Source organism: Nicoletella semolina (genome assembly GCF_004345745.1).
GTDB classification, from domain to species: domain Bacteria; phylum Pseudomonadota; class Gammaproteobacteria; order Enterobacterales; family Pasteurellaceae; genus Nicoletella; species Nicoletella semolina.
This window is the reverse complement of sequence record NZ_SLXJ01000007.1, coordinates 1-26,175: the sequence shown is the minus strand read 5'-3', so window position 1 is coordinate 26,175 and position 26,175 is coordinate 1. Positions and strand designations below refer to the sequence as shown.

General features: G+C 37.7%; 25 protein-coding genes. 2 read left to right on the top strand and 23 right to left on the bottom strand.

Going from position 1 to position 26,175, the window contains the following annotated elements; all coding sequences use genetic code 11:
• Positions 1–46: 46 nt before the first annotated feature.
• Genes bioD through bioA form a run of 5 tightly spaced genes read right to left on the bottom strand, consistent with a single transcriptional unit; the run spans position 47 to position 4,584 of the window.
• Positions 47–691: a dethiobiotin synthase gene (bioD, locus tag EV693_RS05590; RefSeq protein WP_132501388.1), complete on the bottom strand. Its 645-nt coding sequence runs from the start codon at positions 689–691 to the stop codon at positions 47–49.
• Positions 681–1,454, bottom strand: a complete 774-nt coding sequence (gene bioC / locus EV693_RS05585) for a malonyl-ACP O-methyltransferase BioC (RefSeq protein WP_132501387.1) — start codon at positions 1,452–1,454, stop codon at positions 681–683. Before bioC ends, bioD begins: the two co-directional genes overlap by 11 nt.
• A complete protein-coding gene (locus EV693_RS05580; protein WP_132501386.1) occupies positions 1,445–2,092 on the bottom strand; it encodes a pimeloyl-ACP methyl esterase BioG family protein in 648 nt (215 codons plus the stop codon). Before EV693_RS05580 ends, bioC begins: the two co-directional genes overlap by 10 nt.
• Positions 2,093–2,132: 40 nt before the next feature.
• On the bottom strand, positions 2,133–3,296 hold the full coding sequence (locus EV693_RS05575) for an 8-amino-7-oxononanoate synthase (protein ID WP_132501385.1): 1,164 nt from the start codon (positions 3,294–3,296) through the stop codon (positions 2,133–2,135).
• Positions 3,286–4,584, bottom strand: a complete 1,299-nt coding sequence (bioA, locus tag EV693_RS05570; protein WP_132501384.1) for an adenosylmethionine--8-amino-7-oxononanoate transaminase — start codon at positions 4,582–4,584, stop codon at positions 3,286–3,288. The genes EV693_RS05575 and bioA overlap by 11 nt, the downstream gene beginning before the upstream one ends.
• A 155-nt stretch (positions 4,585–4,739) precedes the next feature.
• Between bioA and EV693_RS05565 the strand changes: the two genes are divergently transcribed.
• Entirely contained in the window at positions 4,740–6,338 is a 1,599-nt protein-coding gene (locus EV693_RS05565; protein ID WP_132501383.1) for an ABC transporter substrate-binding protein, read from the top strand.
• A gap of 134 nt (positions 6,339–6,472) precedes the next feature.
• Here the strand turns inward: EV693_RS05565 and tsf are convergent, their stop codons facing one another.
• From tsf to EV693_RS05540, 5 genes are all read right to left on the bottom strand, one after another.
• Positions 6,473–7,324 (bottom strand): translation elongation factor Ts, encoded by an 852-nt coding sequence (tsf, locus tag EV693_RS05560; protein ID WP_132501382.1) that lies wholly within the window; start codon positions 7,322–7,324, stop codon positions 6,473–6,475.
• A gap of 96 nt (positions 7,325–7,420) precedes the next feature.
• Entirely contained in the window at positions 7,421–8,146 is a 726-nt protein-coding gene (gene rpsB, locus EV693_RS05555; protein ID WP_132501381.1) for a 30S ribosomal protein S2, read from the bottom strand.
• Between the two features lie 339 nt (positions 8,147–8,485).
• Positions 8,486–10,978: a DEAD/DEAH box helicase gene (locus EV693_RS05550; protein ID WP_132501380.1), complete on the bottom strand. Its 2,493-nt coding sequence runs from the start codon at positions 10,976–10,978 to the stop codon at positions 8,486–8,488.
• Positions 10,975–12,570: an Eco57I restriction-modification methylase domain-containing protein gene (locus EV693_RS05545; RefSeq protein WP_132501379.1), complete on the bottom strand. Its 1,596-nt coding sequence runs from the start codon at positions 12,568–12,570 to the stop codon at positions 10,975–10,977. The genes EV693_RS05550 and EV693_RS05545 overlap by 4 nt, the downstream gene beginning before the upstream one ends.
• Positions 12,551–13,192 carry a DNA methyltransferase gene (locus EV693_RS05540; protein WP_132501378.1) on the bottom strand — a complete coding sequence of 214 codons (642 nt, stop codon included), beginning with the start codon at positions 13,190–13,192 and terminating at the stop codon, positions 12,551–12,553. Before EV693_RS05540 ends, EV693_RS05545 begins: the two co-directional genes overlap by 20 nt.
• Positions 13,193–13,309: 117 nt before the next feature.
• On the opposite strand from EV693_RS05540, the gene EV693_RS05535 reads away from it, so the two are divergent.
• Positions 13,310–13,729, top strand: coding sequence for a hypothetical protein (locus tag EV693_RS05535; RefSeq protein ID WP_132501377.1), 420 nt, complete (start codon positions 13,310–13,312; stop codon positions 13,727–13,729).
• Positions 13,730–13,803: 74 nt separating this feature from the next.
• Here the strand turns inward: EV693_RS05535 and glmU are convergent, their stop codons facing one another.
• The 13 genes from glmU to EV693_RS09760 all read right to left on the bottom strand — a co-directional run.
• On the bottom strand, positions 13,804–15,168 hold the full coding sequence (glmU, locus tag EV693_RS05530) for a bifunctional UDP-N-acetylglucosamine diphosphorylase/glucosamine-1-phosphate N-acetyltransferase GlmU (protein WP_132501376.1): 1,365 nt from the start codon (positions 15,166–15,168) through the stop codon (positions 13,804–13,806).
• Positions 15,169–15,249: 81 nt separating this feature from the next.
• Positions 15,250–15,561, bottom strand: coding sequence for a stress response translation initiation inhibitor YciH (gene yciH, locus EV693_RS05525; protein ID WP_132501375.1), 312 nt, complete (start codon positions 15,559–15,561; stop codon positions 15,250–15,252).
• 33 nt (positions 15,562–15,594) lie between these two features.
• Positions 15,595–16,311 (bottom strand): orotidine-5'-phosphate decarboxylase, encoded by a 717-nt coding sequence (gene pyrF, locus EV693_RS05520; RefSeq protein WP_132501374.1) that lies wholly within the window; start codon positions 16,309–16,311, stop codon positions 15,595–15,597.
• 16 nt (positions 16,312–16,327) lie between these two features.
• On the bottom strand, positions 16,328–17,515 hold the full coding sequence (gene lapB, locus EV693_RS05515) for a lipopolysaccharide assembly protein LapB (protein WP_132501373.1): 1,188 nt from the start codon (positions 17,513–17,515) through the stop codon (positions 16,328–16,330).
• On the bottom strand, positions 17,515–17,802 hold the full coding sequence (locus EV693_RS05510; RefSeq protein ID WP_132501372.1) for a LapA family protein: 288 nt from the start codon (positions 17,800–17,802) through the stop codon (positions 17,515–17,517). Before EV693_RS05510 ends, lapB begins: the two co-directional genes overlap by 1 nt.
• 33 nt (positions 17,803–17,835) lie before the next feature.
• Positions 17,836–18,123: an integration host factor subunit beta gene (locus EV693_RS05505; protein WP_132501371.1), complete on the bottom strand. Its 288-nt coding sequence runs from the start codon at positions 18,121–18,123 to the stop codon at positions 17,836–17,838.
• Positions 18,124–18,194: 71 nt separating this feature from the next.
• The gene (gene rpsA, locus EV693_RS05500) at positions 18,195–19,862 is read right to left on the bottom strand and encodes a 30S ribosomal protein S1 (protein ID WP_132501370.1); all 1,668 of its coding nucleotides are present in this window, start codon (positions 19,860–19,862) and stop codon (positions 18,195–18,197) included.
• Positions 19,863–19,997: 135 nt separating this feature from the next.
• Positions 19,998–20,669, bottom strand: a complete 672-nt coding sequence (cmk, locus tag EV693_RS05495) for a (d)CMP kinase (RefSeq protein WP_132501455.1) — start codon at positions 20,667–20,669, stop codon at positions 19,998–20,000.
• 81 nt (positions 20,670–20,750) lie between these two features.
• Positions 20,751–21,791: an outer membrane-stress sensor serine endopeptidase DegS gene (gene degS / locus EV693_RS05490; protein ID WP_132501369.1), complete on the bottom strand. Its 1,041-nt coding sequence runs from the start codon at positions 21,789–21,791 to the stop codon at positions 20,751–20,753.
• A gap of 22 nt (positions 21,792–21,813) precedes the next feature.
• Complete coding sequence (galU, locus tag EV693_RS05485; protein ID WP_132501368.1) at positions 21,814–22,704, bottom strand: UTP--glucose-1-phosphate uridylyltransferase GalU; 891 nt, start codon at positions 22,702–22,704, stop codon at positions 21,814–21,816.
• A gap of 39 nt (positions 22,705–22,743) precedes the next feature.
• Positions 22,744–22,947, bottom strand: a complete 204-nt coding sequence (csrA, locus tag EV693_RS05480) for a carbon storage regulator CsrA (RefSeq protein WP_132501367.1) — start codon at positions 22,945–22,947, stop codon at positions 22,744–22,746.
• 37 nt (positions 22,948–22,984) lie between these two features.
• Positions 22,985–25,609, bottom strand: a complete 2,625-nt coding sequence (gene alaS, locus EV693_RS05475) for an alanine--tRNA ligase (protein WP_132501366.1) — start codon at positions 25,607–25,609, stop codon at positions 22,985–22,987.
• A 464-nt stretch (positions 25,610–26,073) separates the two neighbouring features.
• Positions 26,074–26,175: YadA-like family protein (locus EV693_RS09760; protein WP_165904883.1), on the bottom strand; the 102-nt coding region annotated here is incomplete at its 5' end.

Genomic DNA, 26,175 nt, shown 5'->3' with positions numbered 1-26,175 from the left:
TAATATATGAACAACGTACTCCTAATAAGTAAATATCTCCCAAAGATTAAATATCGTAACATTTCAATACTTCAAAATTCGCATTCGGAAATACTTTAGAAAGATAATTAGATAAATAATACTGTGTTTCATTACAAATAATGGGATCAGTTTTCGGATATAAATTATACACCACGGAATGCACCCTTAATTGATGATATTGGCAAGCAAATAAACTTAACAACGTGTGGTTAATACTACCTAATTTGCCTGACGTAACTAAAATTACAGGCAAATTTTGCTGCTGGATATAATCTAAGATAGTCAATTCTTCACTATAAGGGACAGCAAGACCACCAGCTCCCTCAATTAACACATAGTCATATTTTTTTCTAAGGATATCTGTATTCCTTATAACTACATCAATGTCAATTTTTCTATTTTCCAGTCTAGCCGCTAAATGGGGGGAACAAGGATAGGAATACACAAATGGACAAGTAATCCCCTCATAATCTTCTGCAGTGAGTGGAATCCCCTGTAATTTTCGGTGCAAAATAATATCCTCTGAAAATTTTTTCGCACCTGTTTCCACCATTTTCTGCGTAATAACCGAATATCCTTGATTCATTAACTCCTTTGCATAAATACCCGTCGCAACTGATTTCCCTATTCCCGTATCAATCCCAGTCACAAAAATTGCCTTACCCTTCATAGATTGTCCTTTTTCTTGCCAAAATGAAAATCGGTGAGTATGTGAGATGTACTTCCCCATAGCGAGTAGTATATTTTTGTTGATATTGTTGGATAAATTGCTGTAGTTGATGCTTACCCCAATATTCTTGCCGCACCCCAGTTACACCTGTTTGTTTCAAATGTTTCAACACGGCAATAGGCGATTGAAAATTTATACATATATGCTGTTGATCTAAATGAAGAATATCAAAATCTCTATCTAACCACTTACGCCAATCTTCTAACATAGGATAGTTAAGCCCTATATTCGTTATTGATTTTATTTCATACAACGTTGATGGTGCAAAACTACTTAGCAAAATTAAACCATTATCAGTGAGGCACTTTACACATTTTTTCAAAAAACGCTCAGGCTGTTCAAACCATTGAACCGTTGCCCCAGACGCAATTAAATCAAATTTTTCAGAAAAGCGAATTTCCTCAGCGTCGCCACAACAAAAGCAATAATTAGCCATCGGAAATAGGTTAGCAATCCACTTTTCCATATTACATAAATCATTAATTGTCCAACGTTCAGCTTCAATATGTGCAAGCAAACGTCGAGTAAGCAATCCCGTACCGCACCCAACCTCTAAAATATGCTGAAACCGTAATTGCCCTAACGGACTTAACAAATCAATTAACTTATCATTCATTATTCGTTGAACTTGAGCTTGCTGATCATAACTAACAAATGCTCGATTAAACCGCCTAGCAATAAGAGATTTATCTGCTACTGCCATAATTGCTTCCAAGAGGTAAATTGAGGAAATAGGTAGTGTTCTCCATCAGTCAACTGAACAGAACTCCGCTGTTTCCAATAGTTCAGCTGATTACAAGGATTGAAAATTCGATCTTGCCGACTAATTATCGCATTAGACCAATTTATTAGATCAGTGCGTCTATCTGATTTAATCCTTTCATAAAGTATCGCAAGTTCTTGTCGTATATCTGCTAAAGTACGAGGATTGACTAAGCGTTGATACTGGTTGAAATTCTCTTTACTGCCACACATACGAAACTCAAACTTGGAGCGTGTAATATTATCCAGATTTGCCAATGTACCCGTAAAGATATCACAAGGAATCCCAAATCTATCATCAATAGGAAAGCCTGTTCCATTTACTGCCGTTGCTGTTTTAATTGGTATTGATTGCATCACCCTTTCAGCGACCCAAACCCCCATTGACCAAGCCACAAGATGAACTGCATCATACACTGAAAAATCAAAATCTAAATTCATCTCAGCATAGTTATAACAAATTAATAAATCATAATTACTGGGTAGTTTTAAGTGAGTAACAATACTAGGCGATACGCTCCAACCAGCAAAAAATACAATTAAGTTAGGCTGATTATTAGAAAAAAATTGTATATTCATATTAGCATTCTCTCTTGTTGTCTCTGATTATCTCAATTGATTATTCAGATAACAGACAGTTCAGAAAATCATCAAGTTCACTCTGTTTTATATCGGCAGTAAGAGAAATACGAATCCTTGATGTATTTTTCGGCACAGTAGGAGGACGAATAGGCAAACAATAAAACCCTCTTTCTTGTAAAGAACGAGCTTTAATCACAGTGGCATCGTTATCACCTATAACATAGGGAACAATATGGCTTTGGCTATTATCGTTTAAAATACCTAACCTTTGATGTACATATCGACTTAATTGCTGAAGATGACGTCTTCTTATCTTTAATGCTGGTAATTTTTCAAATAAAAAATAGCTCCAAGCCACATTGATAGGAGGAAGTGCCGTTGAATAAATAAGAGGACGCATAAAATTTACTAAATGCGTTTTAATTATCTGATCACAAACGATATAAGCTCCCATTGAAGCTAGAGCTTTACCAAAAGTACCGACCAAAATATCAATATCCTGAATACAATCACATTGTTCAGAAAGCCCCAAACCATTCTCACCATAACAGCCTACAGCGTGTGCTTCATCAACATAAAGTAAAATATGCTTAAAATCTTGCTTGAATTTAACCAATTGAACCAAGTCCGCAGTATCACCGTCCATACTAAACACGCTTTCCGTTACTATGATTATCTTATTAAACTTATCTGCATATTTTTCCAACAATTGGTATAAGTTTTCATAGTCATTATGGCGATAACGCATAAACCGACAACCACTCAAACGAATACCATCAATAATACTCGCATGCACCAATTTATCTGCTAAAACTAACGTATACTTATCCGCAAGTGCTGGAATAATACCAATATTGGCATGATAACCGCTATTAACCAGCAAACACGACTCTCGCTGAAAACGTTGTGCAATAAGACTTTCCAAGTCTTCACAAACAGGGAATGATCCTGTTAGCAATCGTGATGAAGACGAAGTAAATAGCGGTAAGTTTTCGCCATATTTTTGCAAAAATTGCTCTCTGAACGGCTTATAATTTGCCAAGCCTAAATAGTCATTAGAGGATAAATTAAGCATATTTTTCCCTAAATGCACCACATATCGCCCTTGGTGTTTTAGTGAAGGAATAGCACGCAATTGCCCTTGCTGTTTGAGCTTAGTCTGCTCAACAAGCAAATCATCTAAATGTGGATTACTGATCATATTCTTCCTTAATTACCTCAATTAATCCATTTGTGAGATGAGTAAGTTGATCTTGAGTAATAATAAATGGTGGCATAATATAGATTAACCGTCCAAAAGGTCTAACCCAAATACCTTTTTCAACAAATCTAGGTACGATCGTCTTCAATTCAACAGGTACGTTCATCTCAACCACACCAATTGCCCCCAATACTCTTACTTCTTTAACAATAGGGAATGCTTTGGCTGGTTGTAATTCTCTCAATAATTGTTGCTCTATTTTTTGCACACACTTTTGCCACGGATTCTCCAATAACAACTCAATAGATGCACTCGCCACAGCACAGGCTAACGGATTAGCCATAAAAGTAGGTCCATGCATAAAACATTTCGCCTCGCCAGCACAAATTCCCTTCGCCACCTCTGCTGTTGTAACCGTAGCAGCCAAGGTAAGATAGCCACCAGTTAATGCTTTTCCTAAGCAAATAATATCTGGTACAACACCTGCATACTCAAAAGCAAACATCTTTCCCGTTCGACCAAAACCAGTTGCAATCTCATCAAATATCAACAAGATGTTATACCGTTCACAAAGCTGCTTTGCTCTAATTAAATAAGTTGGTGAATAGAAATACATTCCCCCCGCACCTTGCACAATCGGCTCTAAAATTAATGCCGCAATTTCATCGTGTTTTTGGGAAAGTAAATTAGCCAATGGTTCAATTGCTTTTTCTTCCCACGGTTCTCCAAATTTTATACTAGGTTGAGGTAAAAAATACTGACAAGGTAAACTATGTCTAAATAAACTATGCATACCAGTTTCAGGGTCACACACTGACATAGCATGCCAAGTGTCTCCGTGATAGCCTGATCGAATCGTAGCAAATTTACTTCGTTTTCTATACCCTATACTCTGCTGATATTGCACTGCCATTTTCATCGCAACCTCAACAGATACAGAACCACTATCTGCGAAGAAAATTTTACACAAGGAACTCGGTAATAGCTCAACTAACTTGCTAGCCAATTCAACTGCAGGCTGATGCGTAAAACCGCCAAACATAATATGACTCATATAACCAAGTTGCTTTTGCACAGCCTGATTAAGACGTGGATGATTATAACCGTGTAGTGCAGCCCACCAAGAGGACATTCCATCAATTAATGCCTTCCCATTTTTAAGATAAATAACTACGCCTTCTGCCCGCTCTACCGCATAAATTGGCTGGTGTGAAGGTATAGCAGAATAAGGGTGCCAAATATGCTCTCTATCAAAATTGAGTAAGTCCGATTCAATACAATATGTCATTAATCTAATAAGCTATAGGACTAAACAAATGGATTAATTATGTTATAACTTACAGATAATTTCTACCTTTTGATTATAATTTAGAGCTTTTAGTTATTTATAAACAAGAAATTTACTTTGTAAACTCAGCATAATTTTTAATTTTGTGAGGTTTTATGCGTCTTTCCACTTTAACTATTTCTTTAGCTCTTTTAGGGGCAACTCATACTGTTCTTTCAGCACCTGCACACACATTAGTAAACTGCATCGCAACTCCACCAGCAAGATTGAGTCCAGCAATTACTAATGATGCAAACGATTTTAATGCCAGCTCACAGCAGATTTATAACCGACTTTTGGAATTTAAAGCAGGTAAAATTGAAGTTGAACCGAGCCTTGCTGAACGATGGGAAGTCAGTGAAGATGGTTTAACCTATACATTTTATTTAAGAAAAAATGTCCAATTCCATAAAAATAAACAATTCACCCCAACTCGTTCATTGAATGCAGATGATGTTGTATTTTCATTCCAACGCCAAGCAGACAAAAATCACCCTTATCACGATGTGTCTGGTGCAACCTATTTCTATTTTAACTGGTTAAATCTACCTAAAATATTTAAATCTATTCAAAAAATTGATGACTACACCGTCAAAATTACGCTCAATCAGCCTAATAGTCCTTTTATTAGTCTTGTTGCGATGGATTTTCTATCCATTTATTCTAAAGAATATGCAGATCAATTGTTAGCAAAAGGCACGCCAGAGCTTCTAGATCAACAGCCTATTGGTACAGGACCTTTTATCTTTCAAACTTACCAAACCGATCACGCAGTACGCTATATTGCCAACTCTCATTACTGGAAAGGTAAAGCCGAAATTGAACGTTTAATTTTCAGTATCACACCCGATGCTAGCACTCGTTATGCAAAATTGAAAGCGGGTGAATGCGATATCATTGACTTCCCTAATATTGCAGATATCGCCAAAATGAAACAAGATCCAGCAATTAACCTACTCGAAAGAGAAGGATTAAACCTTGCTTATCTCGGTCTGAACACAAAAAAAGCGATATTGAATAATCCAAAAGTACGCCAAGCGTTACACCACGCAACCGATAAAAAAACCATTGTCAATGCAGTGTATCAAACGTCAGGCACTATCGCCAATAATCCATTTCCTGCTGCGGTATTAGGGTACCACCCAACGTTGCCTCAATACGAATTTAATCTTGAGAAAGCCAAAGCACTACTAGCAGAAGCAGGCTATCCTGATGGATTTGAAACAGAAATTTGGGTTCAACCTGTTGTAAGACCCTCTAACCCAAATCCTCGCCGAACAGCTGAAATTATTCAAGCCGATTGGGCAAAGATTGGTGTAAAAGCAAAACTAGTTACGCACGAATGGGCTGATTTTAACAAGCGTACTCGTGAGGGAGAGTTTTCTGCTGGGACCTATGGCTGGACGAGCCGAAACGGTGATCCTGATAATTTCTTATTCCCACTATTGAGTAAAAACAATATACCAGGAACGAATTATTCACGTTGGACAAATGAGGATTTCGAACAATTATTGAGTTCTGCTGTGCAAGAGAAAGATCCTAAGCAACGAGCAAAACAATATCAACAAGCACTGGAAATTTTCCAACAACACACTCCAATCATACCGCTCGCACACGCAATTAACTATGTGCCGCTAAGTAAACGAGTACAAGGCTTTGTACAAAATCCATTTGGTTATACCCCATTTTATTCTGTGAGATTATCTAAAGAGTAGAATTAGAGATGGTCTATTTTTGAATTTTTTAGATTCTATTTATATAGAAGAGTGAATGTTCTATATTTAATGTAAAAAACAAAGGCGAGAAATTCTCGCCTTTTTATATATTTTATATAAATCGCTTATTTTTATTAAGCGTTTCCACCCGTAATTTTCGCTACTTCCGCTGCAAAGTCTTCTTCAACTTTTTCAATGCCTTCACCAACTTCTAAGCGGATAAAGTTAGAAACAGAAGAACCAACCGATTTTAAATAATCTGCAACAGAAACAGATGGATCCATTACAAACGGCTGACCAGTCAATGACACTTCACCTGTGAATTTTTTCATACGACCTTCAACCATTTTCTCAGCGATTTCTTGTGGTTTACCTGACTCCATTGCAATTGCAATTTGGATTTCACGTTCTTTCGCAACGACTTCTGCTGGCACATCTTCTGGTTTTACAAATTCTGGTTTAGATGCTGCAACGTGCATTGCAATCTTCTTCAACTCTTCTGCTGAACCTTCACCTGCAACTAATACACCAATTTTTGCACCGTGTAAATATTGAGCAATTACATTGCCATCTAAATATTGAACACGACGAATGTTCATATTTTCACCAATCTTAGCGACGAGTGCAACACGTTTTTCTTCAAATTGTGCAGCCAATGCTTCAATCGCAATGCCTTTATTGGCAGCAGCATAATCAGCAACCTCGTTTGCTAACTCTAAGAAGCCAGAATCTTTCGCAACGAAGTCTGTTTGGCAGTTCATTTCAACCAATACACCAAAGCCATTTGCAACACGAGCTAAGATAACACCTTCTGCTGCGATATTTCCCGCTTTTTTCGCTGCTTTTGCTTGCCCTGATTTACGCATATTATCAATCGCTAATTCGATATCGCCATTTGCTTCAACTAACGCTTTTTTACACTCCATCATACCTGCACCAGTACGTTCACGGAGTTCTTTTACTAAAGATGCTGTGATTTCAGCCATTTTCAATTCCTCTTAATTAGACAAAAAAGCAGGGGAAAACTATTTGCCCCTGCTTCACAATTTATAAATGTGTTTTAAGGGCTTGCCTTAAGACAATTACTCTGCAGTTTCTTCAGCTACAAACTCTGCTGGAGTCGCTTCCTGACCACGCCCTTCTTTTACTGCTGCGACTGCTGCGTCTAAGTAAAGCTGAATTGCACGAGCTGCGTCATCGTTACCTGGGATAATATAATCTACGCCATCTGGTGTTGCGTTAGTATCCACAATAGCAAAGACAGGAATACCTAAATTATTTGCTTCTTTGATTGCGATATGTTCATAGTCTGCACCGATCACAAAAATTGCATCAGGAAGACCAGCCATATCTTTAATGCCCCCTAAGCTTAATTCTAATTTTTCAAGCTCACGAGTACGCATTAATGCTTCTTTTTTAGTGATTTTATCAAAAGTCCCATCTTGGGTTTGTGCATCTAACTCTTTCAAACGCTTGATAGATTGACGAACTGTCTTCCAGTTAGTCAGCATACCACCTAACCAACGGTGATTAACGTAGAACTGTTGGCTCTCTACTGCTGCTGCTTTCACTGCATCAGATGCCGCACGTTTAGTACCAACGAAAAGGATTTTACCGTTATTACTTGCAATGCGGGTTAATTCTGCTAATGCTTCATTGAAAAGTGGTAATGTTTTCTCTAAGTTGATGATATGAACACCATTACGAGCACCAAAGATGAATGGTTTCATTTTTGGATTCCAGTAACGAGTTTGGTGTCCGAAGTGAACGCCTGCATTTAGCATATCACGCATAGATACTTGTGCCATAAAAAATTTCCTTTTGTGTTGTTCGCTCTTTAATTTATAGAGCGAAGGGTTTTGCCTCCACATACCCTAATCTATCGACCAAAAACTGTTTTTATTACAATTTTCAGCACCCCGATAGTCAGTATATGGTATGTGTGTGATTTTGAATAAATAAACGCCTTTTATGCTGAAATATTAGATAAATAATTCGAGCACAAAAAGCGACCGCATTCTACCTAAAATTGCAGTAATGATCTAGCGGATTTTACTGCTAGCGGTAAGATTTCGTGATTTTTTTGCAATCTCATCTAAATAGCACTGCTGTGGTAAAAACCATTCGTTATATGTAGATGAAGATATCTAGACAGCTGTATATTCTTTTATACTTATTGTCGTGTCATATAATCCAATCTGCTCTTCTTCGTATTTCATTATGCCTGCGTATCTCAAGCTCGAATCTTCATAGCGTTTAAATTTATATACGGCATCATTCATCATTCCGCTATTGAATAAATTTAGACTGACCAACAAGCTAAAATCCTGTTGGGTTAGCCCTGTTACTTTGTGGAATAATTCAGGTTCAAGTTGTGTAATCAGATCTCGTAGCGTGTATTCACGGTAATCACTCAAATACATAAATACAGGAATACGAGTAGCAAATTTAATCAACTTTTCCTGCACCTGCTTACGCAAGCTTTTCTCTTTTTTCTCATCTTCCGTCAGTTGCTTTTTTTCTTCTTTCGTCAAATTACATTCACCTGCTTCTTTTTTGGTTTTCTTCACGCTTTCCGATTTATTGATGATGGTTTCCAAATCTTGATTTAATGAACGAAAACCTTCAATGCTCATTAGGGCTTGCATTGCTTTTTCATTTTGGCGTAGATTTTTCAACGTCTCATTATCTACATTGACTAACAATGCACTTTCCCAACGGCGGGCAAGTAATGTAGCGGTTGTACCGCTCATTGCCATATCCAAAATACCTGCAGCATCAATCGATCGCATTGTGCTGCCGTCATAGGCTAGCACGGGTAAGAATTGGATAAATTCCGCCACTTTCTGTTCAGGGTTTTTATCTTCCGTATTTAAGCGAATGCAATAGTCCGCCAGCTGCTTTAAGGCACGATCAGGGGCAAAATCGAACACATAGCAATCCTCTTTAATAATACATTCATTGTTTGGAACATTCGGATTATGCCCTCGTAACACCCAAGGAGTCTGCACACGGAAAGCGGCTTGGAAATAGGTTTCTGGGCTATTGAGATTTCGCAGCATAAAAATGCCTGTCCAAGGGGCAACTGACACGCCAGTGGTTAATTTTCCGCAAGAAAGCGTAATGGTTTTATTCTTTAACGGATCGCCCATCGCTTTTTTCACAGGGATAATCGCATCAGCACCCATTCCTGCCTCATTGCCCGCAGCCACAACCACTTTATAATCGTGATAAAACTGATTTTGCTTTTGTGCTAATAAATTTCGCATCGCATAGCAAGACGCAACGGTTGGTAAAAACCACAGAGTATGCAACAAACTCCCCAATAAGCGAGCATCAGCAAATGGCATCGGAGGCTTCTCAGCACCCAATTTCAAATTATCAATCGTGGTTGAACGTAATGCCCCACGAATTAAATCTAGCCATTTTTGTACTTCATTTTCATATTTGAATTTTGCTTTATCGCCCGTACCACTGGCTTCAAAAAATTGCCCTAAATCGAACTCGTTAAACTCGCCTTTCAATGCCACTTCTTGAATATCATCAGGCAACTGATAGGTCAGCATTACCATTCTCGGCAAACTCAAGTAAGGGTTATCTTCCCCTTGCCACATTTTTTTCGCTTTTTGCTCGTCTGAATAGGTCCAGTTGTAAACTTGCTCTTCGATAAACTCACCTGAATTTAACGCACGGAATGGTGTGCCAGACAAATACAAAAAGTGATTGCTGGTAATTGGCAGGGTATCTTCATCGAAATAATCAGGCAAATCCATTTCCATCTCGGCAGCTTCAGCTTGCAACTGACTTTGGAATTTGGCTTCGTCCGCTTCAAATAAACCTTTGGACTTTTCTCGCCACGCACCATAGTGATATTCATCAAAAATAATGCAATCCCAGTTTATCGTATGCACCCATTCATTTTTGAGCTTCACACCACCAGCTTTGTTTTTGCCTAGATAATCTTGGAATGAACCAAAACAAACTTGCGGAAAATCCACCGCACTTTGCCACGCATTCGCTTCGGTAACAAATTTCCAGCCCTGAAAATCAAAGTGATTTTGCAAATCTTCCTGCCACGCATTTTGCACTGCGGGTTTAAAGGTTAAAACTAAGATCTTTTTCCACCCCATCTCTTTGGCAAGTTGATAAGCCGCAAATGTCTTACCAAAACGCATTTTCGCATTCCATAAAAAGTGCGGTGTTTTTTCACGGTTTTTGTCATCTTGCACAAAAGATCGAAAATACGCGGCGGTTTTCTCTACCGCAGCTTGCTGTTCTGGGCGCATACCAAATGCAAAAATTCGAGCTTTTTCGACCGCTTGTCCTGTCTTCGCTTCCAAGTAGGCGGATTTAATCTCGTTTAAATCGCATTTAAACCATTCGCCATCGAGTCGTTCCACGCCACGTTTTTGCAAAATGGCGTGAATATCGCTATCCCGAAAATGTGAACCATCATCACGAATGGCAGGTTCATTTAACAAAATTTGGTAGCTTTGGTTCGGCAATTTTACAGGGTATTGCTCTTTTACTCGCTCTTCCACATTGCGGGTGGTGTAGCCCACTTTGACGCAATTTGGAAAACGGCTATCTGTGTAAACATAAATTTTTGGCGTGCGTAATGCAGAAATAAATTCACTCATTCGGCAGCTCCCATTGGGCGGATCATTGATTCGATATACTGAATTTCATCTTCGGTTAAACTATATTTTTCGTAGAGTTCTTTGTCTGTCCAAGATTTTGAGAAGTCTTGTAACGGCACAAATTGATAAACTCCTCTAGGTCCATTTTGCGTTTTTTTCTTAATACTGACCAAATAACGGAAAAATTTAGTTTGTATGTAAGAAATAATATTTTCACATTCTTCTTTAGTTAAAGAATGAATTTCAGGGTTATAACCAATAACTAAATAAGTTTGTGAACATACACTATTTGATTCTCCATAGAAAGGTTTTCCTAATACTAGATCCTTTGAACCGTTGGCAGCAGGAATATAAACTTTATGCAAATTCTTAGATAAAAGATTTTTCGGAATTTGTTCTGCTTTAACCCAACCAAAACCACACTCTTCTAAATTTCTATTTAAATAGTATTTAACATCGGATTGTAAAGTTTGCTTTTTAGAATAACCTGACCATTTTGATGTCAAATACTGTTTGTTAGTAAAGAAATCTTTAGGACTAACCAAACTGGAAAAATTATTTTTCTCTTCTAAAAAATAATTACCGTGCTGAGCGACTATTTTATTAATTAAGCTAAATACTCTAGGATCACGAATAACAATCCCTGAGGAACTTGCATCTAAATAATCGAAACGATGTAAAATTTCATCATTACTTAAATGATAGTAATAGCCACACTTCCCACTATAATCTTTTTCCCATAAAAAATAGTTCACACCACCTTCAATCGGTTGGGATAAATTAGGAAAACATTCTTGAGAGCTTTCAAAATCGTGAATTGTTTTAAAATTCTTTGATACTAGCATTGTATCAATCCATTCTGGCGAAATGCCTTCAACACTTCTTGTCATCCATCGACTTGGTGTGATCATTACTAAATAGCTAGGATTTAAGTTAATCGCTTGTTCAATGAATAAATGGTAGATCGCTTTTGCTTTTGAACTATTTCCGCCTTCATTTCCAACATTTAACTGATAAGGTGGGTTTCCAATAATAACATCAAATTTCATAGGTAAATTTTCACTAATTTCATTTAATTCTTGATGAATAAAAGAATAAGCGTGACTTTCTAAATGTTCTGCTCTCTCATTTCCTTTTTGATTTATACTACAATGCTTACATCGCCCATCAACCCAAGTATGCTTAATTGGCGAATATCGCACATTGCCTTGCTCATCGCTAAATTCGGTACAAATGGAATGAACGTGGTTAGCAGTGCGACTGCAATAAAGACTACGGCGAGCCAAAAGTGCGGTTAATTCTGTGATACCAATGCCAAAAAGTTGCTTGGTAAAAATATGATTGAGACGTGCCTGTAAATCAGGAATTTGCATTTCCAACCCTTTAATTAACCGCTTGGCTATTTCACGCAAAAACACGCCTGATTTAGTAGCGGGATCTAAAAACGTGGTTTCTTTGGAAGAAAACAGTGCTTGCGGTAATAAATCCAACATTCGGTTAGCCAGTTCAGGCGAGGTAAACACTTCGTCATTCGATAAATTCGCCAAGCAAGAAAGCACATCGGGGTTGTAATTAATCGATAGGTTTTGCATTTTGGATCTCTAAAAAATAACAGGCAAAATACTCTTGGAAGGATTGATAAGGTTCAGCACCATCAAACACCAAATGCTGATATTCAAAATCGTGGCGTTTTAAGCACCATTTACGAGGAAAAGAGACCGTACTCCATTCAGAAAAATGCAGCATTTTGTGGGGAAGATCTTGATTGTTATCGTCCACATAGCACATTTTCAACGCATTCCCCTGCACGATATTCAGGCTCAAAATAAAACGGATTACCTCAATAACTTCATCATTTACCGTTTCAGGAAATAACAAGCGGTAAGATTGTTCCACAAATTTGCAAAGTCGCTCACGGCAGGCTTGTACGTTGTCTTGCTGCAACTCGATGCCATAAATCGCACCAATTGCCACTACAAGATAAAACTCATATTCACGCTGAGATTTGGCATATTGCCTCTCAACGACTTCAAGTTTGCGGCGTAAAATTTCAATCAAAAAATTTCCATTGCCACAAGCAGGCTCTAAAAATCGGGACTCAATCCGCAACGTTTCATTTTTAACCAAGTCCAACATCGCATTGACTTCTTCTTGGCGAGTAAAGACTTCGCCGTGATCGGCAACACGTTGTTTGGATTTGATTTGGGTTGTCATATATAACGTAATTTTTAAGTTAATTATCAACGTAAGTAAAAGCGTAATTATGATAAACATTGCGTAAGTTTTTATCAATCTTTCGTTGAAAATTAAGTTAAAAATTAACTTGATAATATGAACGAGAAAAAACTTTTTGCAGAAAAACTAAAAGCCCTTTTAACTGAAAAGGGCTATAAACCTATGGCTTCTGTGCTAGAACGTGAATTTAATTTGCGACATTACGGCAAACCGATTGGATTACACGCTTTTGCTAGTTGGTTGCGAGGGGAAACATTACCTACATTGGCAAGATTAAAAACATTGTCTGAATGGCTAAATGTGCCTGTAACCGATTTGGTCTCAGAAGAATTGGCTAACAAGATAGATCGAATAGAAAAAGAAAAAATGCCAAGTAAGTATATTTGGGAAGAGGCAGCAAGTTATCAAGATCAAACCGTTATCAAGCTCTTTTTAAACTTACCTTCTGATCAGAAAAAGGTCGTGCGAGAAGTGATTATGGCGATGGATAAAGCGTATAGGAAAAATGAATGGTAACAGTCAAGCGGTCAGATTTTGCAAAAATGTTGCAGAATCTGACCGCTTATTCTCAATTGACAAATGAGAAAAAGCTACTTTTTCTTCGTTGGGCGTTGCCAGCCTTGGATATGGCGTTGTGGTACTCGAGAAATCACTAGCTCTTGCTCTGCAATATCTTTTGTTACTGTTGTACCCGCACCAATCGTCGATCCACTTGCAATTTTGACTGGTGCGACCAATTGACAATCTGATCCGATAAAAACATTGTCACCAATTACGGTTTTAAATTTATTCGCACCATCATAGTTGCAAGTAATTACGCCTGCACCAATATTACAACGCTGCCCAATTTCGCTGTCACCAATATACGTTAAATGATTGACTTTGGAGCCTTGTGCAATTTGTGCATTTTTGATTTCAACAAAGTTACCGATATGCGTTTCTTCTGCCAATGTTGTACCAGGGCGAAGACGTGAAAACGGTCCAATTTTTGCTTGTTTTCCGATTACACTGTCTTCAATCACCGAATAAGGTTTAATTTCAACATCATCGCCAATTTCACAATTTTTTAAGATTGCCCCTGCACCGATTTTAACTCGATTTCCTAACACAATTTTGCCTTCTAAAATAACATTTACGTCGATTTCTACGTCTTTACCGTGTGAGAGATTTCCTCGTAAATCAAAGCGTTGTGGATCAATAATAGATACACCTGCTAGCATTAGCTTTTCAGCTTGCTGTTTTTGATAATAGCGTTCAAGTGCGGCAAGTTGTAAACGATTATTTGCTCCTTCTACTTCCATTAAATCTTGGGCTTGTACTGCCTCAACCGAAAAACCGTCTTGATTTGCCATCGCAATAATATCAGTGAGGTAATATTCTTTTTGAGCATTGTGATTAGTCAGTTGCGATAGCCATTTTTTGAAACTAGAGCCGCTTGCAACCATCACACCAGTGTTCACTTCTTGGATGTTAAGTTGCTCTGCTGAAGCATCTTTTTGTTCCACAATACCGATGACTGAACCATTTTCACGCAAAATTCGACCATAGCCTGTTGGGTTTTCAAGACAAACTGTCAGTAATGCAATCCCCTCATTTGGTTTGGCAGAAATCAGTTTTTCCAACATTGCAGGAGAAATAAGCGGTGCGTCGCCATATAGCACTAAAATATTCTCATCATCAGCAAAACATGGCATAGCCTGCTGCATTGCGTGTCCCGTTCCAAGCTGCTCGGTCTGTAATACCCAATTTACGACTTCGTTGGCTAATGCCTGTTGCATCAACTCGCCACCGTGTCCATAAATTAAATGTATTTGTTGTGGATTAAGCTGTTTTACGGTATCAAGAACGTGTTTTACCATCGGTTTGCCTGCAATTGGGTGTAATACCTTAGGTAAATCCGAATACATTCGTGTGCCTTTACCTGCCGCTAAAATAACTACGCTCAATGAAGTCATTAAATATCCTTAGACTTTTAAACAATAAAATAAAAAAGCATAATAACAATGCTGAATTGAAAATTTAAGCATTGTTATTAATTAACCGCCTGCTAATTTAACTTTAAAACCTTTTTGTTCCAAAATTTGTTTTAATAACTCACGATTATCACCTTGAATTTCAACAACACCTTCCTTAACTGATCCGCCACACCCCATTCGGCGTTTGAGTTCCGAAGCAATTGACATTAATGCTTTATCATCAAGATCTAATCCTGTGATAATTGAGACACCTTTGCCTTTTCTACCACTGGTTTGACGTTGAATCCTCACTATTCCATCACCTTTTAGGCGAGTTGGCTCTGTTTTGTTCGGTAATATACGTCCTGTTTCCGTAGAATATACTAATGACATTGTAAAATTCCTATTAAAACTCACCGCTTATATTCATTTTTGATTATTTTTTGCCAACTCTTCAATCGACTGATTGATTGAGGTGAGTGTTGCAAATGGGTTAGGTGATTGCGTGATCGGTCTGCCAATCACAAGATAATCAGCACCTGTTTCAATCGCTTGTTTAGGTGTCATAACACGGCGTTGATCGCCCATCTCACTTCCTTCAGGGCGAATACCTGGTGTGATTAATTTAAAACTTTCGCCACAGTGCGTACGTAATGTTTCCACTTCGTGTGGTGAACAAACTACACCATCTAAACCTGCACGTTGGCATAAATGTGCTAATCGGATAACTTGCTCCATTGGCGAAGCATTAATGCCTATTTGCAATAAATCTAAATCTTCCATACTGGTTAATACAGTCACACCAATTAATAGTGGTGCTTCTTTCCCATACGGCTCAAGAATTTGTTTTGCCGTTTCCATCATACGCAATCCACCGCTTGCGTGTAAATCGACCATCCAAACACCAAGTTCTGCCGCAGAACGTACGGCTCTTGCAACGGTATTGGGAATATCGTGATATTTTAAATCTAAAAAAATATCAAATTGACGAGAATGAAGCTGTTTCACAAAATGTGTTCCTAAAGTGGTAAACATCTCCTTCCCTACTTTTAAACGGCAAAGTGAAGGATCAATTTGATCGACAAAATTCAACGCTTCTTTTTCTGTTTCGTAATCTAACGCAACAATCACCTTATTATTCATAACACAACTCCCTTGTTTATATAACATCATTAATACTACTAATCGGTTTAATACTCTCCCACTCTCGACAAGAAGGACAATACCAAATTAATTTATAACTTTGATATCCACAATTTAAACAACGATATTGAAATCCTTTTTGAATACGATCACCCACCATTTGATGAAGCAAGGCTAAATTTTCTTTTCCTTGTCCTTCTTTTGCGGAATTCATTTGATAGTAAATAAAATGGTGAAACGTAAATAGATTCGGGTGCTGTTTAACTTGCTTATATAACTTAAATTGTGCAGCTTCAATGCCATCTTTTTGAGCAATTCGATCGGCTAATGCAATATCAATACGGCTATTATTTTTAACTTGTGCAGCTCTAATTAAAAACAATTCAAAATTATCTATTTGGTTCAACTGTTGATAACAATATTCAATTTTTTGAAGAACCTCACCAATATAGTCAGGGTCTCTCTCAATAATTGTCTCAAAATAATAAATTGCTTGCTGATAATTTAATTGTTTCAGGTAATATTCACCGAACAACATTAACGCTCTTGGAGAATTAGGTGAATATTTTAAAGATTTCTCTAATAAGAGGGTAAAATGTTTTTCATTATGTTTACATAATTGTGCATATTCACAATAATAATGAGATAGAGGAATATGGTTATCAATGCCTAATTTTAACAATTTTTCTGATGTATTAATTGCTTTCTGCCACTCTCTCATTTTCTGATAAATAAGAGTTAAGTGAGTTAAAGCATTAACAGCAAATTCAGGTTCATCAACTAAACTAATGAAATAATTTTCAGCTCGGTCATAAAAACCTGCTGATAGAAAATCTTTAGCCAATTGCTGTTTAGCTAATAATTTTTGTTCAAAAGAATAATCAGGATTATTTTCAAGGTTTTGATGAATGCGTAACGCTCTATCAACCTCACCACGAGACCGAAACAAATTACCTAATGTTAGCTCTGCCTCAAATTGCGACTGAAGACTGATTTGATTTTCACTCTCTTGTTTCTGCAACATTGACAAGAAAACATCAACTGCTTTTTCTTGCTGATTAGAAAGTAAAAAATTCAAGCCAGTCATATAATCTCGAGAGAATTTATTACTGACTTGTTCTTGTGATTTTTTAGCATTACGTTGCCCCATATACCAACCATATAACGTGGCAATAGGTAATAATAGGAACAGTAATTCAAGCATTATTCTGCCTTCGATAAGCTCAATTCACTAATCTGCTGTGCTTGTATTCTAACTCTACGTTGTAAGGTAATATTTTTTAGTTTCAATTTTAAATAGAAAAAGCCTGTAATCAACCAGCCAAGAATTAGTCCTAATCCGAATAATATCGCAACAAATGTGGATAAGCGTAATTCACTTTTTGCGACAAGGTAATTAAAACTAATAATTTGATCATTATTTGCACCAATCGTAATTGTTACAATAATAATGGCAACGATAATAATAAATCCAAATATATATTTAATCATATTTTCTCCATCATCCAATGACTGGAACATTCATTAGCCATTAATTATATTTACACGCTCTTTTAGCTCTTTTCCAGCTCGAAAATGAGGGACATATTTTGAACCTAATTTTACGTTTTCACCTGTTTTAGGATTACGTCCTATTCTAGAATGGCGATAATGCAAGGAGAAACTACCAAACCCTCGAATCTCTACACGCTGCCCAGCAACGAGTGCTTGAGTAATTTGTTCTAAAATTTCTTTAACACTATTATCAACAATAAAAACTGGAATAGCAGGATTTTTAGCGACTAAGTTTTCGATAAGTTCAGATTTAGTCATATTTTATCCTCTTTCAATGAACTGAAGCGGACATGTTGTACATATCCGCTTGATTAACGCTTAAAGGTTAATTATTCACCTTTAGCTGCTCTGAATGCTTCAGCAAACGCATTTGGAATAACTTCTTCCTGCTTGTTCACTTGTGCTAGTGCAACTGATTCTTCAGCTTCATCTTTAGCACGCACAGAAAGATTCACCACACGAGCTTTACGATCAACACCAGTGTATTTTGCTTCAAGCTCATCACCAACACTAATCACTGAAGTAATGTTTTCAATACGATCACGAGTTGCTTCTGCGGCACGAATATAACCTTCAACACCATCAGACAATTCAACTTTTACGCCTTTTGCATCAACTTCAACCACTTTACCTGTAACGATAGCACCTTTTTTAGTCGCATCAACAAAATTTGTAAAAGGATCAGAATCTAATTGTTTGATACCTAAAGAAATACGCTCTTTGACTGCATCAACTTGTAATACAACAGCTTCAACCTCATCGCCTTTCTTATAGTTACGAACTGCTTCTTCGCCTGATACATTCCAAGAAATATCTGATAAGTGAACTAAACCATCAATTCCGCCCTCAAGACCGATAAAGATACCGAAGTCAGTGATTGATTTAATTTTACCTTTCACTTTATCATTTTTGTTATGAGTTTCAGAGAAATGCTCCCAAGGGTTTGGCTTACATTGTTTCAAACCTAAAGAAATACGACGACGCTCCTCATCAACTTCAAGCACCATTACTTCAACAACATCACCGACATTCACTACTTTAGATGGGTGAATATTTTTGTTTGTCCAATCCATTTCTGAAACGTGAACTAAACCTTCTACTCCATCTAAAATCTCAATAAAGCAACCGTAGTCAGTTAAATTAGTTACTTTACCCGTTAATTTGCTGTTTACAGGGTGGTTTTGTGCAATTGCAACCCAAGGATCTTGACCTAACTGTTTTAAGCCTAAAGATACACGAGTTTTCTCTTTGTCAAATTTCAATACTTTAACTGTTACTTCATCACCAACATTGACAACTTCACTTGGGTGTTTAACACGTTTCCAAGCCATATCAGTGATGTGAAGCAAACCATCTACACCACCTAAATCAACGAATGCACCGTAATCAGTTAAGTTTTTCACCGTACCTTTTACTTCTGAGCCTTCAACTAAGTTCGCTAACACTTCTTCACGATCTTGATTGCTGCTTGATTCAATCACTGCACGACGTGATACAACGACATTATTACGTTTTTGGTCTAATTTAATCACTCTTAATTCAAGAGTTTGACCTTCAAGGTTTAATGAATCACGCACAGGACGAGTATCCACCAATGAACCAGGTAAGAATGCACGAACACCATTTAACTCAACAGTGAAGCCACCTTTTACTTTACCGTTTACTAAACCAACAACTGTTTCTTGTTCTTCAAAGGCTTTTTCTAATACAGCCCAAGATTCATTGCGTTTAGCTTTTTCACGAGAAAGTTTAGTCTCACCGAAACCATCTTCTACTGCATCAAGTGCAACATCAACGACATCTCCAACCTGAACTTCAAGCTCGCCTTGAGCATTGAAAAATTCTTCTGCAGGGATTGCAGATTCTGATTTTAAACCAGCATCAACAAGCACATAGCCTTTTTGAATTGCAACTACAGTACCTTTAACAATAGAACCTAAACGGGTTTCTTGACCTTTTAGTGATTCTTCAAATAATTGAGCAAAAGATTCAGTCATAATTAATCTTCTTAAAAATAAAAAACGTCCATCTATATCCATCTAAATGGGGTTACTAATAAAAACTCAGTCATCCTTTACTAAGCAAATAAATCTATCATTTCCGAGTTAGCTCTCTTGGAACTACATATTTTTCTAAATTGTGCTCTTAACACATTGATTGATATAATCCAAGGCCCGTGTAATCACGTCATCAATCGTTAAATGCGTAGAATCTAAAATAATCGCATCTTCTGCAGGAACAAGTGGTGCAATAGCACGATTTCTATCTCGTAAATCACGCTCTTTTATCTCGGATAAAATCTCGTCAAAATTAGCATTAAATCCCTTTTCTTGCAACTGTTTTACTCTTCTTTTCGTTCTTTCTTCAGGACTTGCATCTAAAAAGAATTTTATTTTTGCATTTGGAAACACAACTGTCCCCATATCACGCCCATCTGCAACCAACCCTCGAGATGTGCTGAAATCACGCTGGCGTTGTAGTAATGCCTCTCTTACTTTAGGAAATATTGCAATCTTTGAGGCATTTTGACCCGCTTGTGCAGTACGAACTTGCCTCCCCACATCTTCGCCACTTAAAATAACGTTCACCTCGCCCGCTTTTAAGGTAAATTTAACATCAAGTGAACGAGCTAATTCTGCAAGCTGAATTTCATCATCTAAGGAAATATCCGATTTGATTGCAGCCAGTGCCAAAATACGATAGATAGCACCAGAATCAAGCAGTTCAAAGCCTAATTTTTCAGCCAATGCACTACAAAGTGTTCCTTTTCCTGCACCACTGGGTCCATCAACGGTAATAACCATATTCTGATTTTTTGTCGCAACAATATTTTGAGTTTGCACGGTTATTTCTCTCTTTCTCTATTCTGATCTAATTGCTAATGCTTACAATGTTGGGAATTCACCAATCACAACATTTAATTTAAGTAGTTGATCTTGACGTAAAATCTCTACATTAATTAAGGTATTTGGTGGTAAATCTGCAATTAACGCCATCATTTTACTCGGACTCTCTGCTTCAATATTATTAATTTTAAGAATGAGATCACCTTGTCTAATGCCAGCTTTATCTGCTGGACCATTTTCACTGACCCCTGTAATTAAAACGCCTTTATCCCCAACGCCTAATTCTCTTGCAGAATAAAATAGAGAACTGTTTACGCCAAGATAGCCACGAATAACACGCCCATCTTTGATAAGTTTATTCATTATTTTATTTGCTAATGCAATTGGGATAGCAAAATTTAGTCCTTCAGCAAATTCATCACTATTTTTGCCTAAACTTAATGTATTAATACCGATTAATTCACCGACTGAATTCACTAATGCTCCGCCAGAATTTCCTTTATTGATAGAAGCATCTGTTTGAATAAAATCTTGTCTTCCTGTTTCAGATAAAGCATTACGCCCTGTAGCACTAATAATCCCTTGCGTAATACTTTGCCCTAAATTCAGCGGATTACCAATCGCTAATACCACATCACCAACCTGTGCCATACGCCGTGTATTTTGAGGAATGGTAGGCAAATTTTGTGCTTGGATTTTTAATACTGCCAAATCTGTTAAGTTATCTGAACCAACGAGCAAGGCTTGATATAATTTCCCTGATTGTAGTGCAACAATAATTTGATCGGCATTTTGCACAACGTGTTCATTGGTTAGAATATAACCATCATTTGTCATAATCACGCCAGAGCCGAGATTGTTCACTTGTAAGCTAACCATCATCTCAGCATCATTGATATCAAATGCCTGATTATAAACATTCACCACCGCAGGAGAGGCTTTTTGTACTGCCTGATGATAGCTAACAATATCCGAATTGTCCTTCCTATTAAAAGAAGAATGAACTAATGGGGCAACATACAAAATTAGCCCTGCAGAAAAAAGTCCCAAATAGACCGCTTGTAATATTTTCTTTCGCATTTTATGGTCAAGTTAAAGGGGATTATGGTAACGACTTTGCCAAATGTTGCACATAGTGTTTAAATTCAGCCCCTACTTTACCGTGGTGCAAACTATACTCAACAAATGCCTGCATGTAGCCTAGTTTATCGCCACAATCAAACGATTTTCCTGTCAAGTGAAACGCTTCCACATCTTGCTGTTCAATCAACATATCAATTGCATCAGTCAATTGAATTTCATCGCCAACCCCAACAGGCGTTCTGGCAAGCAGATCCCAAATATCTGAAGAAAAGACATAACGTCCAACAACAGCAAGATTACTCGGAGCATTCTCAACATTCGGCTTTTCCACCATTCGCACAATCTTAGCAGTATTCCCTGCACAAATATCTACGCCTGCACAATCTGCTATGCCATAGTTACTCACCTCTTCTTTGGCAACTGGTGCAACCATAATTTGGCTTCTGCCTGTTTCATTGAAACGTTTAACCATAGCCGATAGGTTCTCTGTACGCTGATCTGCCGAAAAATCCGCTAATAACACATCAGGTAACACAACGGCAAAAGGTTCATCACCCACCAATGCTCTTCCACAAAGCACCGCATGCCCTAATCCTTTGGCTTGCCCTTGTCGAACGTGCATAATCGTTACATCTTTTGGAACAATTGAACGAACCTCGTCAAGCAATTGACGCTTTACCCGTTTTTCTAGCATCGTTTCAAGTTCAAAAGAAGTATCAAAATGATTTTCGATCGCATTTTTTGAAGAATGCGTAACCAATACAATTTCTTTAATATTTGCCGCTACGCATTCATTCACGATATATTGAATCAATGGCTTATCAGCAATGGTCAGCATTTCTTTGGGAATAGCTTTAGTTGCAGGCAACATACGAGTACCTAACCCTGCAACAGGAATAATCACTTTCATCAATAATCCTTAGATAAAAATCCTAAAATCGAAAGACCATTAATCTTCTTCAAGACTAACATTTTCAGAAGAAGCACTTGCCGAATGCTGAATTTGGGGACGGATTTCCTCACGATAAACAGCAATATCTTTTGGTGCATTCACCCCCAATTTTACTTGGTTCCCTCTTACGCTTAACACGGTAATCTCAACATTCTCACCAATTAGTAAACGTTCTCCACTTTTACGAGTGAGTATCAGCATAATGCTCTCCTTTATAAAGGTTAAACCTGATAGATTATTACAATCGTGATTGAAGCCAATGTCGAGCTTGCTCTAAAGCCTGACCAATGTTTTCAACTTGGTTGCCGCCAGCCATTGCCATATCAGGACGACCGCCACCTTTTCCACCCACTGATTGAGCCATTAACCCGACTAACTCTCCTGCATTAACTTTTGTGGTTACATCTTTTGTTACACCCACGATCAAATTCACCTTATCACCGCTTGCCGTTGCAAATGCAATCACAGCTGTCCCTAATTGATTTTTTAGATCATCAACTAATGAACGTAATGCTTTTGGATCAACATTATCTAATTTTTCAACAATCACATTAACGCCATTGACTTGCTTCGCTTGCTTCACTAATTCTCCGCCCACTTGAGCAGCCAATTTCTCTTTTAATTGCGAAAGTTCCTTATCCGAACGCTTAGCTTTATCCTGTAATTGCTGAATTTTTTCAACCAAACTGGCACTGTCTGCTTTTAATAGTTCTGCACTTTTTCCAATCACTTGCTGCTGTTGATGCAACCAGTTAATTGCATTTTCTGCAGTTACTGCCTCAATACGACGAATTCCTGCAGCAACAGCCCCTTCTGACACAATTTTAAATAAGCCAATTTCACCTGTATTTTTAACGTGTGTACCACCACAAAGCTCAATCGAAAAATCAGTCATATCAACGACACGCACAATATCGCCATATTTCTCACCAAATAATGCCATTGCCCCTTTTGCTTTCGCACTCTCAATGTCCATTTGTTCAATGACAACAGGTAAGTTTTCACGCACTTTACGATTGACAATTCGCTCAATCTCTTCCAATTGTGCTTTAGTAATGGCTTCTGATTGAGAAAAATCAAAACGCAATACATTTTCAGAGACAAGAGAACCTTTCTGTGCAACGTGTACACCTAGCACTTGACGAAGTGCCGAATGAAGTAAATGCGTTGCACTGTGGTTAGCCATAATCGCTTCACGACGAGCAACATTCACCCTTGCACTTATTACATCACCAACCGATAATTCCCCTGAGTTAAGCACCCCAATGTGTCCGAAGACTTGAGCATATTTTTGGGTATCTTCAACACAGAAATTGCAAAGATCCGATGAAATCTGACCGCTATCCCCTATTTGACCGCCTGACTCGCCGTAAAATGGCGTTTTATCCAAAATCACAACCGCATTTTCGCCTGATTTAATCGTTTGTACAGGTTGCCCCTGACTAAACAGTCCCACTACAGTGGCAGGCACTTGCATACAGTCGTATCCCTTGAAGTCAGTTTTTCCATCTACTTTGATCACGTTACTATAATCTACGCCAAAATTACTGCTCGCTTTCGCTCGTTCACGTTGAACCGCCATTTCTCGCTCAAAGCCATCTTCATCAATACAAATATCACGCTCACGACATACATCTGCAGTTAAATCCAGCGGGAAACCATAAGTATCATATAATTTAAACGCCACCTCGCCTGAAAGTTGTTGGTCTTCTAATTTAGCTAATTCATCTTCAAGCAAAGCTAAGCCTCTTTCTAAAGTGCGAGCAAATTGTTCTTCTTCAGTCTTAAGGCTTTTTTGAATTTGGTGTTGTTTTTCAGTTAAAATGTTGCCCGCCTCGCCCATCACCATAGCCAATGTTGGCACGAGTTTATAGAAAAATGCTTCTTTAGCCCCTAAAATATTACCGTGGCGTACTGCTCGACGAATAATACGACGCAATACATAACCACGCCCTTCATTTGACGGAATCACGCCATCAGCAATCAAATAAGCACAAGAACGGATATGATCAGCCACTACTCGCAGCGATTTATTGTTTAGATCTTTAACATCAAGTAATAACGCAATTTCTTTAATCAATGTTTGGAAAATATCGGTTTCATAGTTAGAATTAACGTGTTGCATCACCGCACTAATTCGCTCTAGCCCCATACCCGTATCTACAGAAGGTTTCGGCAGTCTATTGAGCGTACCGTCAGCAAGGCGGTTAAATTGCATAAATACAATATTCCAAATCTCAATAAAACGATCACCATCTTCTTCAGGCGTCCCAGGCAATCCGCCCCAATATTGCTCGCCGTGATCGTAGAAAATCTCAGTACAAGGTCCACAAGGTCCTGTATCACCCATTGCCCAAAAATTATCTGACGCATAAGGTGCACCTTTGTTATCGCCAATACGAATAATATGATCTGTAGGTACTCCAACTTGCGAGTGCCAAATATTATAAGCCTCATCATCGGTTTCATAAACAGTGACATACAAACGCTCTTTTGGTATCCCTAACCATTTTGGCGAAGTTAAAAATTCCCAGCCAAATGCAATAGCCTCATTTTTGAAATAGTCTCCAAAACTAAAATTACCTAACATCTCAAAAAAAGTGTGGTGGCGAGCGGTGTAGCCGACATTCTCTAAATCATTATGTTTACCCCCTGCTCGCACACAGCGTTGTGAACTAGTTGCTCTAACATAACTGCGTTTATCTAATCCTAAAAAGCAGTCTTTAAACTGATTCATTCCTGCGTTGGTAAAAAGTAAAGTTGGATCATTATCAGGAACAAGGGAACTACTAGGCACAATAGTATGTCCCTTACTAGCAAAAAAATCTAAAAAAGATTGGCGAATATCGGAAGTTGTTTTCATTCAAAATTACTCTATATAGAAAATAAGACCGCTCTAGATAAATATACTAAACTTCCTGTAAGACATTATTCTAAAATAAGAATGTATCAGCAATTGGATAAGTTTACTCTTCATACTCACGACAATAGCTGTCTATTTAAATAATTTACATCAAATTAGAATTTAGATTATTACCTAGAATAGATAGAAAAAACAAGTTTAGTGTAAAACAAAAATGATGAAAATGATAGAGACGAGCTTTCATCTTTATCTCTTAATATTTGAAGTCATCAATAAATAACACAACACCACTTCTCTTGATTAATGAGAGGAAGAAGCGTTGTTTATTAAGGACGAAAACCGATGACCGCCCAACGCCTAAAATACGCCAAAATTAAAAGGATTGAGTTGCAATACCGTACTCAATCCTTCAAATAGCTGTCTAACTTTTTGCGGTCAGATTAAAAAGTGAAAAACGCAACACCCTACCATTCGTAGTTTATCCCCGCTCCTCCACTCACATCGCCTCCGCTTAACGCAAAACCTGCCCTCGCAGAAAAACCTTCATTCACTCGATAACCCGTACC